The following is a 15,161-nucleotide window of genomic DNA, read 5'->3' on the forward strand; positions in this document are numbered from 1 at the left end:
AAAATGTATGCTCCAATGTAGGTATTTCGGAAAGCCTGGAAACATAAGAAGGGGTTCGTGGATGAACGAATGGTCGATGAGTTTGAAACATAAGATGAACGATATCACGTATTTGTATCTTTATTTAAAACATCGTAGTCATACTCTTGTAAAAAACGGGGGGACAGCGTGAGGATCGATTTGTTAAAATGATTGTACCGGGAGAGAAAGGTTGTTTCGGTTCCTATTTTTTGGTTAAAATAATTATCTTTGGGGGCAGAATAAATAAATCACTTACTATAAAAACGATGGATCAAGAAAACAAACAACCTAATTCGCTTCCCGAAAATGCCTATCGGGAGCTTGCGCCGGGTGAAGAGTACAAGCCTATGATGTCGGCAAAGTCTAAACCTCAGGAGGTTACAGTCTATTCGGTAACATTCGGTATCATTATGGCAATTGTCTTTTCGGCCGCTGCCGCTTATTTGGGATTAAAAGTAGGACAGGTATTTGAAGCAGCTATTCCGATCGCTATCATTGCGGTAGGGGTCGGTAATGTCTTAGGACGTAAAAACATGTTGGGACAGAATGTCATTATCCAATCGATCGGGGCAAGTTCCGGGGTTATTGTCGCGGGAGCTATATTTACTTTACCTGCTCTTTATATTTTGGGATTGGATGCACATTTTTATCAGATTTTCCTATCTTCCCTGTTCGGAGGATTGCTGGGTATTATGTTGTTGATCCCTTTCCGGAAATATTTCGTAAAGGATATGCATGGTAAGTATCCCTTCCCGGAGGCAACGGCCACGACGGAGGTTTTGGTTTCGGGAGAGAAAAAGGGAAATCAGGCTAAATTGTTGGCTGTTAGCGGGCTTATCGGCGGATTGTATGATTTTATCGTGAGTACTTTCGGTTGGTGGTCGGAAGGGATCTCTACCCGGATTATGGGTTGGGGAGAGTTGTTGGCTGACAAGATGAAAGTCGTGTTAAAGATTAACACGGGAGCCGCGGTATTGGGTCTCGGTTATATCGTGGGATTGAAATACGCTGCTTTTATTTGCGCGGGTTCGTTTACGGTATGGTTTGTACTGATCCCTTTTATCAGTTATTTTGCCGACGGACAGACTTTGGCCGTGGGAGAAAATATTACGATGCTGATCGGTCAGATGAGTCCGGAACAGCTATTCTCCAATTATGCCCGTCACATCGGTATCGGAGGCATCGCGATGGCAGGTATTATCGGAATCATTCGTTCTTCCGGTATCATAAAACAAGCTTTGGGATTGGCCGTGAGTGAGTTGAAAGGGAAAAAGGACGCGGGGGAGACAACGGAACGCACCCAGAGAGACCTTCCGATGAAGACGATCTTGTCCGGTTTGATTGCCACATTGATCGCTATATTCGTATTTTTCCAGATCGGGGTGTTGGGAAATATGTTTCATACGATTATTGCCACTTTAATCGTGTTTGTGATCGCTTTCCTCTTCACCACGGTGGCTGCTAACGCGATTGCTATCGTGGGGTCTAATCCGGTTTCGGGTATGACGTTGATGACCCTTATTCTTAGTTCTTTGGTATTGGTCAGTGCGGGGTTGAGCGGAACAAGCGGAATGACGGCCGCTATGATTATCGGAGGAGTGGTCTGTACGGCCTTATCTATGGCCGGAGGTTTTATTACGGATTTGAAAATCGGTTATTGGTTGGGAACTACACCCGCTAAACAGGAGGGATGGAAATTCTTGGGAACGGCCGTGTCGGCAGCTACTATCGCCGGAGTCATGATGGTACTGAATAAGACTTACGGTTTCGTGGGAGACGGTGCTTTAGTGGCACCGCAGGCAAATGCTATGGCTGCCGTGATTAAGCCTTTGATGGAGGGCGGTGCAACTCCCTGGCTGCTTTATTTTGCCGGAGCCGCGTTGGCTTTGATCTTGACGATGATCGGTGTTCCCGCCTTGGCCTTTGCCTTGGGGATGTTTATTCCGTTGGATTTAAATACGCCTTTGTTGATCGGAGGGTTGATTAGTTGGTATGTCGGTTCCCGTAGTAAAGATGAACAGGTAAATAAATCCCGCCGGGAGCGGGGGACATTGATTGCTTCCGGATTTATCGCGGGGGGAGCCTTGATGGGCGTGATCAGCGCCATATTGAAGTATTGCGGTGCGGATTGGTTCGTGGAATGGAGCGGTGCTGAAATTTTAGCCGTAGTGATGTATATCGCGATCATCGTTTATTTCATTAAAGATTCGTTGAGAGCTAAGTTAACGGATTGAGTGATTCAGTGATTGAGTGATTCAGTGATTAGGGGATTGGAAGATTGAGTGATGGGGGTGCGATCGCAAGAATTACTTCGTTTGGAATGATAATATAAAATAAAAAATTAAATCGATATGTTGGATTTAAAAGAGCGTTTTTTAAGATATGTCGCTTTCGATACTCAAAGTGATGAGAACAGCGAGACCTTTCCTTCAACGGAAAAGCAATTGGTATTGTTGAAGCATTTGACGGAGGAGATGAGGAGTTTGGGATTGGTGGAGGTAGAAATGGATGAGCATGGGTATGCTATGGGATCTATTCCGGCGACACCCGGTTATGAAGATCGTCCGGTAATCGGTTTCATCTCTCATGTGGATACCAGCCCGGATATGAGCGGGGCTCGTATAAACCCGCAAATTATCGAGAATTACGATGGAAAAGACATAAGATTGAACGCCGACTTGATGATGAGGATTGTCGATTTTCCCGAGTTGGTTTATTTTAAAGGTCATACGTTGATAACAACGGATGGAACGACCCTATTGGGAGCCGACGATAAGGCCGGTGTAGCTGAAATCATGACGGCGGCCGAATATCTGATTAATCATACTGACGTGCCGCACGGAAAGATTCGTATAGGGTTTACCCCGGATGAGGAGATAGGCCGTGGGGTTGATTTCTTTAATGTCGAGAGATTCGGGGCTAAGTTTGCCTATACGATTGACGGAGGTTTCGAGGGCGAATTGGAGTACGAGAATTTCAATGCGGCCAGTGCCAAGATGGTTATTCAGGGACGTAATGTTCATCCGGGATACGCGAAAGACAAAATGATCAACGCTTTACAGGTAGCGGCTGATATAAACAGTTTGCTACCGGCTTGGGAACGTCCGGAACATACGGATGGATACGAGGGTTTTTATCATCTGGTAGGGTTGGGTGGTTCGGTGGAAAATGCTACCATCGATTATATTATCCGAGATCATAACCGGGAAAAATTTGAGGCTAAGAAGCAATATATAAGTAAGGTGGTCGAGTTGCTGACCCGAAAATACGGGGAAGGGGTAATTACTTTAACACTCAAGGATCAATACTATAATATGCGTGAGATGGTAGAACTGCACCCGGAGGTGATCGACAAGGCTTTTCAAGCGATGAAGCAGGCCGGAGTGACTCCTATCGTGCGTCCGATACGCGGGGGGACCGATGGAGCGCGTCTTTCGTACATGGGATTACCTTGTCCGAATTTGTTTACCGGAGGTATGAATTTCCACGGGAAATTCGAGTATTGCTCTTTGGATACGATGCATAAAGCCATGCAGACCATTTTGAATCTGATTCAACTTTGGGCAAAGTAAAAAATAAGATTTATCGGAGAACGGGGCTGCTTTTTTCAGGTAGCCTCGTTTTTTATGGTTAGATTTGTAAGATAAAATAACCATGAAAATAGGGGAAAAATGACGGAAAAAACACGTGTGCCGAGGCAAACCAACATGATATTATTTTCTCCTCCGAAACATTCGGAAGATCTGTATATTCCTTTAGAGACGTGGGAGTTTCTGTGTCACACGTTGTATTTAAAGAAATATCCCTTTTTATTAGGCCCCAAAGGCTGTGGAAAGTCATCGGTCGCCAAGGAGCTGGCCGAAGCTACCGGAATGGATTTTTTTGCTTTCGACATGGGCCAGGCCTTTAAACCTAAGAAGATGTTTGTCGGGGGATTGATTATCGGAGATGACGGAAAAACAAAAGCTGTTCGTTCCGAATTTTTTAAAGCTTTTACCTCTTCCCGTCCGACGTTGATATTTTTGGATGAGCTGACGCGGATCCCGATGGTGGCTGCCAATTTTTTAATGACAATACTGGATAGGCAGCAGTCTTACATTTATGATGAGGATTCGGGTATGCGGTACGATAAAGGAGAGGATGTTTTGTTTGTGGCGGCTGGAAACGTGGGGTTTGCCTACGTTTCGACTCAACGGTTGGATACGGCTTTTGAAGATCGGTTTATCAAGGTTCGGCTCGATTACCTGTCTCCGGCAGAAGAAGCAGACCTGATTTTAGATCGTTATCCCCAAGTGTCCAAAGAAGCGGCCGGAGCATTGACTAAAGTGGCGGAAATATTGCGGTTGGCGGAACGGAGGGAGACTCTCTCCGTTTCCCTGTCTACCCGTCAGGTATTGGATGCGGCGGCTTATCTGCCTTTGGGGTACCGGTTGAATGAAATCATTGAAAAAGTCATCTTGACGAATTATCTCATTACCGGGGAAGAGACATTGGCCCGCTCCCTGGTTCAAGCCTTATAACGGTTTCTGATGGATTTTCGAAAAATAGAGGAAATATACGAGGAGCAATTCATGGATCGGGATTGGTGGGGAAACTTTCCGCGGGCCCGGAATTTGGTCGACCGGAATCTCGGTACGACCGATATTTTGACCTTGGTCCCCGTTTGTGCCCGGATAGCATATCATGTTACCGGAGAGATTCCTAAAATGATCTTATCCAATAAAGCCCCGGGTCTGGCAATGAATCCTATGCAGATCGCGTTGAATCTGAAATTGTTGCGGTTGGCTTTTTCCGATGAGATAAGAGTATATTCGTTTTTCGGTCATTTCGTGCATGAAATGGCACATATGGTTTATACCGGGAAGGAGATCAATCATTTAGATTCGAAAGATTTGAGATATACTCATTTACAGTATGAGTTGATTCATATGCTGGAAGACCGCCGGGTGGAATCTAAATTAGTCAGGGATTTTCCGGGATATCATTTTTATCTTTATGCAGCCCGTCGTTTGGATATGGCCGTGGGGATAAATGCCATAGAAGAGCAAGTCGGTTTTTACGGCGGCCCGGGGGAGGGTAACGAAAGTAACGGGTTAGACGGATCCGAGGCTCTTTTGGATTATATATGTTCTAAAATATTGTATCCGAATATTCTGGAGTTCGGTTCTTATCGGCGTGAGGTGTTGTCCTTCCCGGCAAATGGACAGAAGGTGAAGGAGGTGGATTCGGTATTGAACGAAATAAAGGAATACGCCGATTTGACGTACGCTGATGTCGAGAAATACGCGGGAGAATTGGCCCGGTTGTTTCGGCAGGAAGATTTTTGTCCCGATAACTTTTGTTTGCAGGAGATGAAAAACGTACTCAGGGGTGTAGAAGATTTTAGAACGGACCGACAAATCAAAATGGCGGAGTCTGTCATTCGGGATATGCGGAAAACCTTAAATTCGGAACCTCTATTTAGTAATCAGTCCTTTGTCTCTTCTGAACGTTCCCAATTGGAATGGAAAGGAAATTTGGGTTGTTGTGACCGGATAGAGGAGGTGGAAGCGGAAGATGCCCAAATTTCGGAAGTCTTACTGAATCGGGCTAAGGAATTTGCGGCTCGGATACGGTTGAGTCTCTCCATGTTCTCGGCTAAAATGGATCGGGTCCGAACTGTTTACGAACAGGATTCCGGTGAATTGGATGAGGACGAATTGTATCAGGTGCGTTATAATCGTTATATTTTTCAAGAAGAAGAGTATGCTTCTTCGGTCATTCTGGAAGTCGTCATACTGCTCGATCTGTCCGGTTCTATGGTAACGGGAGATAAGATCGAAATGCAGACGGTTATCTCATTGGCTCTCGCTTTGGCCTTCAGCAAATATCCCAACCTCGTTCGTTTCTCTATCTATGGCCATCGTTGTGATACGGAGAAGATAGAGATTGTGCGTTTTTACCAGAACGGAGAAAAATTGCAGTGGGGAAAATTGTTTTCACAGTCAGCCTTAAATGCCAATGCCGACGGTTATGCTATGCTCTATTGCTTTGATAAATTTAAGTCTGATGCAAAAAACAAATTGTTTTTTATGATTTCCGACGGAGCCCCTTCTGCCACGGGGTATGACGGGGAGAATGCCCGGGAACACGTGTGGGAAGTGGTTCGGGAAGGACGTAGACGGGGCATTGAAGTACTCTCCGTCGGCATCGATAATTTTGATCAGGCGGATATGTACGACGAGTTTATCCCTTTTTCCGGGGCCGAAATTACAACTCATCTCTCTCGGTGGATCCGGAAAAAGTTTTCTTCCATAGCAGATGCTAATTCTTTTTAGATGATTTTTTTGTATTTTTATTAATATATCTCTATTGTAAAATATTGTTTTGTTTTTATTTGTGATTATTTTTATATTTGTAAAAAATATGTTATAAACTAAGTAGAATATAGTCTTATGGGGTAAATTCCGAGTAATTGTTTTTTCTCGTAAATCTCCTTTTTGAAAAAACAAGGAGACGGGAATCTATGTATTAATTTAAAATTTTCGTGATGAATGAAAGTGTTTACAGGCTGATAGGAATGGCATGTATCCTTTTATCCGTGAGTTGTGGAAGTCGTGAAGCCACATACGAAGGATACGTGAAAGATGCCGAAACAGGAGATCCTTTGGCTGATGTGAAGGTGTATACCTTTGATCCTGAAAGTAAAAAAAAGGAATCGATACAAACAGATCCGAGCGGGTTTTATCGGTTACCTGTTCTAAAATTAAAAAAATCTGCGGAGATTCGCTATTCTATTGTAGGGTATAAACGAAAATCACAAGAGATAGACACGATAAAAAGGGGGATAAAACGAGGGAAGGGGAGAATCGTTTTGCCTGATGTTTTATTAAATATAGATACGGTGAAACAGGTTATTTACCGGGGAAAGGTAAAAGATGCCGAAACCGGAGAACCGCTTTCCGGAGTAGGCGTAACTTGCATGAACATACGCGTCTCAACCACTTCGACGTGCGGGAACTACCTGGTCTCTTTTGTCGGCGGTAATAAAAGACAAAAAATGGTTTTTACTAAATCAGGGTACGCTAAGGTTTCCATTGATACGGTTTTGCAATCATTGGGTCGTATTATGAACGCTCCGGATCTTTTAATGCAAAAAGAGGCTTCTGATAAAGAATGAAAACACATTCTTTTGAGAGATATTTTATTATTAATTTTTAAGACAAATGTTATGAAAAAGATGATATTTTACGTGATTATGCTCTCTTTTTTTATTGTGGAAACTGGATTTGTAGTCGGTTCTAAGTATTATGATGGTATTGTATCTGGTATTGTTTATGATGATGACGAATTGGAACCCTTGGAGGATGTTCGAGTCGTTTATAATGATCTCGTCGTGGACCTCACGGAGGTAGATGGATATTATAGTCTTACATTTGAAGGTTTATTGGAGGAAGAGGTGAAGTATTACGATGTGAAATTTTCAAAAGATAATTATCAGGAATTAATAGAGTCTTTAAAAGTAACAGGAAGAAGATTCGAGAATAAAGATGTATATATGTGGAGGGAATAACCGTCAGAAATGGATTTGTAAAAGGGGAATGAATAAAGAGAGATAGGTTCTTTTTTGTTTATTCCCTGTGAGTGTTTTTAATTTTTTGTCAGAAGCCAATTCGTTTCGTATGATCAATTTTCGAGATATAATGCTTGTTACTCGATACGAGATAAAAATCGGGAGAAGAAACTGGATATATAATATTTTCTTTGTATTGGCTGTTTTGTTTATAGGATATTACCATTTTTATTTACAAAGCAATTTAAAGCCCTTTAATATAAAGATGGTTGCTTTGCCCAGTTCTTTTCCTTTGATGAATGCTTACTTGTTTAATTTTTGGTTATCACTACTTGTTGTTTTTATCGTGTTGGAGCTTTTTGGGCGGGAGAGAGAGAAAGATACTTTGGAAACGGTAATGGTACGCTCGTTTGATAACCGGGATTATTTTATAGGTAAAATCGGAGGAATAACGGTACTTCTCATGGGAATGAATTTGATCGTCATGGGAGTGGCGTTTTTTATCCATCTTTTTGCGAGTGATTCTCCCTTCGATTTGAGGCTTTATTTTTTTTATTTTTTTTCTTTTACGATTCCCGCGTTCGTGTTTATGCTGGGGATTTGTGTATGGGTTTGCGCCGTTTTTAGAAATCGTTATTTTCCGGTTTTGTTTTTATTCGGGTTACTGTATCTTTTTTTCGTTTATGCCAAGCCGGTGGAATTTTTAGATTTGTACGGCAGGATGTTGCCGAATGGTTTTTCAGGTATAACGGGACATTTCGATTTATGGAAATATTTGGTTCAACGTTTTTCTTTCTTACTGGTAGGTACTGGGGCACTCGTGAGCGCTGTCGGTTTCATAAAACGATTACCTAATCGACAGAGCAGGAAGATAAGATTTCATTTATCCGGTTTGGTTCTTGTCTTGTGCGGATTGGGAATAGGGTATATTCCGGTGTACGGTGTAAAAAAGGAAAAAGAGATTCGGGAAATTTATCGACAAACTTATTTGAAATATCCCTCTTCTGCTTGTTTGGCATTACTTTCTCATGATATAATTTGTCATTTGAAAGGAAAGCGGGTGAAAATGCAAAGTCGGCTCGAGTTGGAGAATTGCAGTCGTGTAGGTCTGCCTCGTGTTTTTTTTTATCTGAATCCTTTTCTGAACGTGGTCCGAATAGAACGGGACGGTAAAATGGTCGTCTTTCGGAAAGAACATCAGGCAATTATTTTAGAGACGACCTTGTCTCCCGGTGAAAAGGCCGTATTCGACATGGAATACGAAGGAAGTATAGACGAGCGGATCTGTTACCTGGATATTCCGGATCAAGAGTATTTTTACCCGAGCTTTGAAATCCAGTCGTTTGTGCCCGGTCGTCGTTATTGTTATTTAGATTCGAATTATACCTTGTTACTACCTGAATGTCTTTGGTATCCGGTGATTTATCCTCCGGCGGATCCCTCTTCACCCTACGAGACGATACGGAATAAATCCCTTTTTTCGCTTCGGGTGATCCCTGCAAATGATGATAGAGTCGTGTCGCAGGGGAAAATGTCTGTTCACGGAGACACGGTTTGTTTCTCTTCTCCGGAATGCTTGTCCGGAATCACTCTTTGTACGGGACCTTTTGAAGAAGAAACGGAACAGATCGGAGATTGGAAGTTTTCGATTCTACATTTTAAAGGACACGATATTTTTCCTTATGACTCGGATCGATTCGTGTTTAATGCTTTTTCCCGGTTGGAAGAGATAAAAAAAGTGCTATATCCGTATAAAAATTTCTATTGTATAGAAACGCCTCCTTCTATGGTTGCTTATTACCGTTTCTGGAAAAATTCAAGTGAATTTGTTCAGCCGGAGATGCTTTTTTTTCCGGAAGGTAAAGAAGCTTGTCCGGTGTCGGCTAAAGATAGGGAAAAGGAAGGGATAAGTCCGATGGCCATCCTCTCGTTTTTGAGCCGTTTTTGGGAAAATAACGGAAGATTCGGGGAACTTTACCGCAGGTTCATGTTTTCGTCTGATAATAATAATTATGGTTATGGTTGCCGGTATTTTATATATCCTCTTTTTCGACCGAAATCGGTGTTCTCTTCGGAAATTCCGGTTTTGGATGCGGTTATGGGGAATTGTATACAGTCGTCGATAAAAGATCGGTCTGAATACGAATTTAGCTTGTCCGATCTGTTGGAGGCTCGTTATTATTTGCGGGGAGGAGCTTCTTTTAAGATGGCTTTAAGGGACCGGACTTTGAAACGAGAAGTTTTGGACGAGGTCGTAAGGTTGAAAAGTAAATCGTTAGAAAACTACTTGATCTTTTACTCTTCTCCGGAAACGGTAAAACAATTTTGGAAAGCGTTTAGGGATTTACCTTTTCAGGAATACACGTACGGGCAGTTTATAGCTAAAGTGCGAGAGAAGTTCGGGGTTGATATAGAGGATTTTTTGCGGGAATGGTATGAATCTTCATCTCTACCTTTGTTCGCCGTGCGGAATGTTCAGCTTGTTCAGGGTGAAGACGAAATGCAGAAGTTCATCCGTTTTTATATTCGAAATTCCGGGAAGCGTGACGGTATTATCGAGGTCTCGGTAACAGAAAATAACCGGCCGAGAAGTTTATACTATTTAATTGGAAAGGGAGAGAGTAAAAAGATTGTTATTTCAGGCAAAATAAGCCGGTTGACAATTAATACCGGGGTGTCGGCGAACATTCCGGGGGAATTTCAGTATGATTTTTTCAGAATCAGCGATCACTTTTCAAAAGACACCGTTCCGGGTATATACGATGCCGATTCTCTCGTTTTTCAGTCAATACCGGGAGAGATTATCGTGGATAACACGGATAAGGGGTTTCATTTGGAGTATTTGTCCGGTAAGAAGCTTGTCCGTTGGTTTAAAGGAGAACAAGAAGATAAGTATTCATACAATCGATTCTCTGCCAATAATTGGGCAAAATTGGTGGACAAGCAGTGTTACGGACAATACGTGAAAGATGCTTACGCTAAATTGGTAGGTAACGGAGAGTGTAAAGCGATATGGGAAGTCGATATTAAGGAGGCGGGAAATTATGAAATATTTGTTTATCATGTACCATATCAAAGTTCGGGTTCCCGTGGCGTGTCCTCTTTACGTAATCCCGTCCATTATTTTGTGTATGATGGTAAAGCCGAGCGTGAAGTTGTCATACGACCGACGCGAAGAACCTCCGGGTGGATATCGCTGGGTACCTATTATCTGGAACAGGGATTGGCACGAGTCTCCTTGGATGATAGAGGGAAATCGGAAGAGAAGGAGGGGGAATTTTGGTCCACTGTACGTAGTTTGACCACGTGGAAAGGGTATACGCACTATAAATCATCTTATAGTCAAATCATAATAGCGGATGCCGTGAAGTGGGTAAAAATGGATTAGAATAAAAAAACAGCATCTGGAAGATGCTGTTTTTTTATCGGATTAAAGTCCTAATTTTTTTCGAATCGCTTTGGGGATGGCGTCCTTATGTACCATAATAGCCACGGTTTGTAAACGGCAATACGGTTCCGACATGTAAAGATAACCGCCGAATGGATTACTGTCTGCATTCCACGAATTTTTGGTTTTATAGTAAAGCGTGCCGTTTTGGTCTTTCAATAGGCCCGTGATATGCATCAAATGGTCGTCGGTCGTCTGCCGGTTGTCGAATCTGAATTGACGTTTTGAATCGTCGATTCTCATCTCCGGTACGGGTTCTTCGAAAGAGGACATTTTAGATTTTCTCTCTTTTTCGCTTAATGTCTGCCATTTGTCGATTTCGGCATTGATCATTTCGGAAGGTTCGTCGGTCGGCAAGATGGCTAAACCGGCTCCGTGGTTAAAACTATTGTGGCTGACATCTCCGTCCCAACATACGGTATATCCCTTTTTCAAAGAGTTGTTCATGATCTCGATCAATTCATCGATCGGAAGATTATAGTAAACACCGTGAGCCCAGTTGTCGGGAATGGGAAGTACAACCTGTGTATAGAAAGGAAATTCCTGGAAGGAGGTGATTTCCACGTAATCGTCCAGATTGAGCCCTAAAGAAGCCTCGAACGTTTTTGGGGTGTATTCTTTCCCTTTGTAGGTGAATTTTTCCGGGGTCGCTCCTAAATAGGTGTCGATAATGCTTTCGTAAGCTTTTGGCCAAACTGGGGTAAGACGGCGGTTCGGGTTTTTATTGATACCGTCCAACATCCCTTTTAGAGCTTCGACCAATTCGCCGTGGATGTGAAAATCCCTGCCGTATTGGAGTCCCGTGTATACCTCTTCCGGAACAATACCGTATTTTTTAATCATGAGGATGACATCGTGTGCCTGTCCTCCTTCTCCGAAGTTATTTGAACCGTGGAATTGGATATAACGGATTCCTTTTTCGTAATAAGTATTTTTGGCAACGAATAATTCGGAAAGATCGTATTCCGGTTTTCCCATTCTCAATAGTTCGGATTCCAAAAAGGAGAGGGCGGCATAATCCCAGCAGGTACCTACACTTTGTTGATCCTTCACCGGCGTGGTTTTAAGATCGGCAATGGTTTCGAATTGGTAACCGGAACGGGGACCTCCCTGTTTTTGTGCTAAAAGCATTGTTGCACCCGTGAAAACAATCACGGCCATCAGTAAAAACTTTCTAATCATAGCGGATAATTTTTTTTTATTGTTGCGGGTGCAAGGTAATCAAAAAAATTAAGGATATACCGCTTTATTTTTACAATTTCTTCCATTTAACGGCATCTGCAATGATATAGAATCCGGGATGAGAAAATTGTATTTTTTCCAAAGCATGGAAGAAGTATTCAAATAATCTGTTATTGAATCGTCACGATGATGCATTTTTTGTGTTTGAGAGCGCTCCGGTAAAATCTCAATAGTTTTTTATAACCGGTTTCATATAAAAATTCGAACAACTCGGCTTTGTTTTTGGTATTCCATATATCCGGGTAGATCTTGCTTTTGGAGAAAAGATCCGGGGAAAACTTTTTGTAAAGGGTTCTTTTGTTTATGTTTTTAAAGGTTGAGATGAGAGGTTCCAACTCCTCGAATCGGGTATAAGCGACAAAATCATTGTCTTCGTCCTCGCAGAACAGGTGTGAACCTACGATGGATTCACTCAGGAGATTCTCTTTCATCGGAACCACGGCCGATTTTCCGGTAAGTAAAAAATGAAGTCCGTCCCAACTTTTGCCTATATCGATTGTTTCGTATCGAGGGTCTTCATTGATTTCGGATAGCTCTTCAGATAAATCTTCATGATCCAGCTGAAGCAGACGGTCAATAACATCCGGATCGACCATCTTGTAAGACGCGATCATTCCCATTTGCACTGTTTTTTAGTTAGTAAAGACTATAAAAATAAGAATTTTTTGTCAAATAGGAACCAAAAAATAGTATTTATTTTATTTTTTAACGGAGTACACTTCTTCTTTGGTCCACTTTGTGAGCTAAATATTTACCCATAAGACTCTATAAACGATCGTTTTTTTTCACGTGTTATCTGGTTTTAGGGGCTTGGAAATAAAAACAGGGGACGTTTGACTTGTCCCCTGAATTGTTTTTTAATCTCGTGTAACCCGCGAAGTTAATCACGAGTCTTTGTCTTTCTTCCAGGAACGAACCATGTAACACGGTACTAATCGTTCTGCCATGTTCTCGAAACGGATATTGGTTATCTTTGCCGCTAACAAGGCCTCCCGAACCTTTCGGGTCATGACGATCCCGAACCATTTATCCGGAATAAAGATATCGCAACCGTCCCATTGCTCCAGGTCGACATGAACGCCCTTGTAATTAGCTTCTTGTATTCCATTTGGAGTATCTGTATACACGATCTCGCTTTTTCCCCAGTCGACTCTCCCGGCTCGTCCCGTGACGGAGAATCCCTGGTAACCGGTTACTTCCTCTCCCTTTTTCGTGAAAAGCCGGACGGGAAAACATTTCCATCCCGTGAAGTTGTTCTTTTCCAGCACCTCCCTGAAACGATCCGAGACAAGGTAAAGCGAGGGGTATCCTATTCCCAATACATCATCGTATCGTTTCCCGCTATAATGACGGAACTCCAGGGGGAATTCAGCCCCCCGGTAATCTCCCGTCAATAACATCTGGCCTTCCCGTAATCCACCGGGCTCTGCCCACTCCCATTCTCGAGTCCGCTCCATTTGTACCGTCACGGAACTATACTTGTCCCTGAATCTATAAAAATCTGATAACTTCATAGTGTTTAAAAATTTAAAGTAAAACCGTGTTTAGCACCTAATTCCCGGGCGAGACCATAAGCTTCCCCGGTGGTGGGATTATCAAGGAAAAATTCGTCCCATCTCAGATTGTAGCTGTACGAGTTTTTCTGGTGGGCTCCCGTTTCCCACCAGCTCCCGAACCTGGGATCATCGATGTTAATGCCCAGTTCATGAAATCGCGTCCGGAATTTTTTCGGGAATACATGATGTGCCTGCATGCTTTTCCCGGGGTTAATGCCGGTTAACCGGATCATGTTTTTCCGGAAGTTCCCGGCTTTAAAAGCCTTCAGGGCCTTGCTTGTCACCTTGCCCCCGGTGGCACCCCATCCCGCGACGGGCACCATGGCCGTGGCACTGATGGAAGCGTTGAGGTAATCTCCCTGGCATAGGTAAACCAGCGCGTTTATGCCGTCGAAAATCTCTCCGGCGACGGGCATCAGCTCCGGCGCCAGTTTTCTAGTATGTCAAAGAACGTATCTTGTAACACGTCCGTCAAAACCGTTATGGGCGGAGTCCTGTATCGTGATCTTATTTAAGATAACCCGGGGTTAATTCACTGCCAATATTGGTTTTTATTTCACCATCGGTAACAAATTTAAGATATTATTCTCGTAATCCAAATTACACGAACGTTTTTTCACGTGTTATCTGGTTTTAGGGGCTTGAAAATAAAAACAGGGGACGTTTGACTTGTCCCCTGAATAGTTGTTAACCTTGTTGCGCTTGCGGTTTATTGAGAATCGTTATTTTTATTAGCAAGAGTAACCATGTAACATGGAGTTAAATACTCCGCCATATTCTCGAAGCGAATATTGGTTATTTTCTCCGCTAACAAGGCATCCCGAACCTTTCGGGTCATGACGATCCCGAACCATTTATCCGGCATAAAGATATCGCTACCGTCCCATTGCTCCATGTCGACGTGAATGCCCTTGTAATTAGCTTCCTGAATACCTGTCGGGTACTCGATATACACGATCTCGCTTTTTTCTCTGTCGATTCTCCCGGCTCGTCCCGTGACGGAAAATCCCTGGTAACCGGTTACTTCCTCTCCCTTTTTCGTGAAAAGCCGGACGGGAAAACATTTCCATCCCGTGAAATTGTTTTTTTCCAGTACCTCCCTGAAACGATCCGAGATTAAATAAAGCGAGGCGTATCCTGTTCCTAGCACGTCGTCGTATCGTTTCCCGCTATAATGACGGAACTCCAGGGGAAATTCCGCCCCCCGGTAATCTCCCGTCAATAACATCCGGTATTCCCATAATCCACCGGGCTCTGCCCATGTCCATTCCCGTGTCGATGTCATTTGTACCGTCACGGAACTATACCGGTCTCCAAATGAAAATAAGTCTGATAATTTCAT

The 15,161-nt window shown here is 43.0% G+C and carries 12 protein-coding genes; 7 read left to right on the plus strand and 5 right to left on the minus strand.

From position 1 onward, the window contains the following. The first annotated feature begins 287 nt into the window (after positions 1-287). The 7 genes from PGR74_RS13010 (at position 288) to PGR74_RS13040 (ending at position 10,961) form a co-directional block, all read left to right on the plus strand. Entirely contained in the window at positions 288-2,255 is a 1,968-nt protein-coding gene (locus tag PGR74_RS13010; RefSeq protein WP_041504735.1) for an OPT family oligopeptide transporter, read from the plus strand. 120 nt (positions 2,256-2,375) lie between these two features. Then, entirely contained in the window at positions 2,376-3,593 is a 1,218-nt protein-coding gene (gene pepT / locus PGR74_RS13015; protein WP_110688870.1) for a peptidase T, read from the plus strand. A 99-nt stretch (positions 3,594-3,692) separates the two neighbouring features. Then, positions 3,693-4,541 carry an AAA family ATPase gene (locus PGR74_RS13020; RefSeq protein WP_110688868.1) on the plus strand — a complete coding sequence of 283 codons (849 nt, stop codon included), beginning with the start codon at positions 3,693-3,695 and terminating at the stop codon, positions 4,539-4,541. A 9-nt stretch (positions 4,542-4,550) separates the two neighbouring features. After that, complete coding sequence (locus PGR74_RS13025) at positions 4,551-6,338, plus strand: hypothetical protein (protein ID WP_041504720.1); 1,788 nt, start codon at positions 4,551-4,553, stop codon at positions 6,336-6,338. Between the two features lie 212 nt (positions 6,339-6,550). Continuing rightward, positions 6,551-7,180, plus strand: coding sequence for a carboxypeptidase regulatory-like domain-containing protein (locus PGR74_RS13030; RefSeq protein ID WP_110688867.1), 630 nt, complete (start codon positions 6,551-6,553; stop codon positions 7,178-7,180). Positions 7,181-7,231: 51 nt separating this feature from the next. Beyond that, positions 7,232-7,573 carry a hypothetical protein gene (locus PGR74_RS13035; RefSeq protein WP_041504722.1) on the plus strand — a complete coding sequence of 114 codons (342 nt, stop codon included), beginning with the start codon at positions 7,232-7,234 and terminating at the stop codon, positions 7,571-7,573. A gap of 109 nt (positions 7,574-7,682) precedes the next feature. Then, positions 7,683-10,961 carry a golvesin C-terminal-like domain-containing protein gene (locus tag PGR74_RS13040; protein WP_110688866.1) on the plus strand — a complete coding sequence of 1,093 codons (3,279 nt, stop codon included), beginning with the start codon at positions 7,683-7,685 and terminating at the stop codon, positions 10,959-10,961. Positions 10,962-11,003: 42 nt separating this feature from the next. On the opposite strand, the gene PGR74_RS13045 is transcribed toward PGR74_RS13040, so the two are convergent. The 5 genes from PGR74_RS13045 to PGR74_RS13065 form a co-directional block, all read right to left on the minus strand. Next, positions 11,004-12,203, minus strand: a complete 1,200-nt coding sequence (locus PGR74_RS13045; protein ID WP_041502996.1) for an aminopeptidase C — start codon at positions 12,201-12,203, stop codon at positions 11,004-11,006. Between the two features lie 170 nt (positions 12,204-12,373). Then, positions 12,374-12,883: a YfbM family protein gene (locus PGR74_RS13050; RefSeq protein ID WP_041504724.1), complete on the minus strand. Its 510-nt coding sequence runs from the start codon at positions 12,881-12,883 to the stop codon at positions 12,374-12,376. A 264-nt stretch (positions 12,884-13,147) separates the two neighbouring features. Then, a complete protein-coding gene (locus PGR74_RS13055; RefSeq protein WP_041504725.1) occupies positions 13,148-13,777 on the minus strand; it encodes an imm11 family protein in 630 nt (209 codons plus the stop codon). Between the two features lie 5 nt (positions 13,778-13,782). Next, a complete protein-coding gene (locus PGR74_RS13060) occupies positions 13,783-14,235 on the minus strand; it encodes a hypothetical protein (protein ID WP_041504726.1) in 453 nt (150 codons plus the stop codon). Between the two features lie 293 nt (positions 14,236-14,528). Continuing rightward, positions 14,529-15,161, minus strand: coding sequence for an imm11 family protein (locus PGR74_RS13065; protein ID WP_041504727.1), 633 nt, complete (start codon positions 15,159-15,161; stop codon positions 14,529-14,531).

It is taken from the genome of Sanguibacteroides sp. AM78-02pH3A (genome assembly GCF_027666085.1).
Lineage (GTDB): Bacteria > Bacteroidota > Bacteroidia > Bacteroidales > Marinifilaceae > Gabonibacter > Gabonibacter massiliensis.

Bases quoted from the DNA above. Each gene is read 5' to 3' on its own strand.
- PGR74_RS13035 (WP_041504722.1), top strand. From the start codon at position 7,232: ATGAAAAAGATGATATTTTACGTGATTATGCTCTCTTTTTTTATTGTG.
- PGR74_RS13055 (WP_041504725.1), bottom strand. From the start codon at position 13,777: ATGAAGTTATCAGATTTTTATAGATTCAGGGACAAGTATAGTTCCGTG.
- PGR74_RS13020 (WP_110688868.1), top strand. From the start codon at position 3,693: ATGACGGAAAAAACACGTGTGCCGAGGCAAACCAACATGATATTATTT.
- PGR74_RS13065 (WP_041504727.1), bottom strand. From the start codon at position 15,161: ATGAAATTATCAGACTTATTTTCATTTGGAGACCGGTATAGTTCCGTG.
- PGR74_RS13010 (WP_041504735.1), top strand. From the start codon at position 288: ATGGATCAAGAAAACAAACAACCTAATTCGCTTCCCGAAAATGCCTAT.
- PGR74_RS13050 (WP_041504724.1), bottom strand. From the start codon at position 12,883: ATGGGAATGATCGCGTCTTACAAGATGGTCGATCCGGATGTTATTGAC.
- PGR74_RS13060 (WP_041504726.1), bottom strand. From the start codon at position 14,235: ATGCCCGTCGCCGGAGAGATTTTCGACGGCATAAACGCGCTGGTTTAC.
- PGR74_RS13045 (WP_041502996.1), bottom strand. From the start codon at position 12,203: ATGATTAGAAAGTTTTTACTGATGGCCGTGATTGTTTTCACGGGTGCA.
- PGR74_RS13025 (WP_041504720.1), top strand. From the start codon at position 4,551: ATGGATTTTCGAAAAATAGAGGAAATATACGAGGAGCAATTCATGGAT.
- PGR74_RS13030 (WP_110688867.1), top strand. From the start codon at position 6,551: ATGAATGAAAGTGTTTACAGGCTGATAGGAATGGCATGTATCCTTTTA.
- PGR74_RS13040 (WP_110688866.1), top strand. From the start codon at position 7,683: ATGATCAATTTTCGAGATATAATGCTTGTTACTCGATACGAGATAAAA.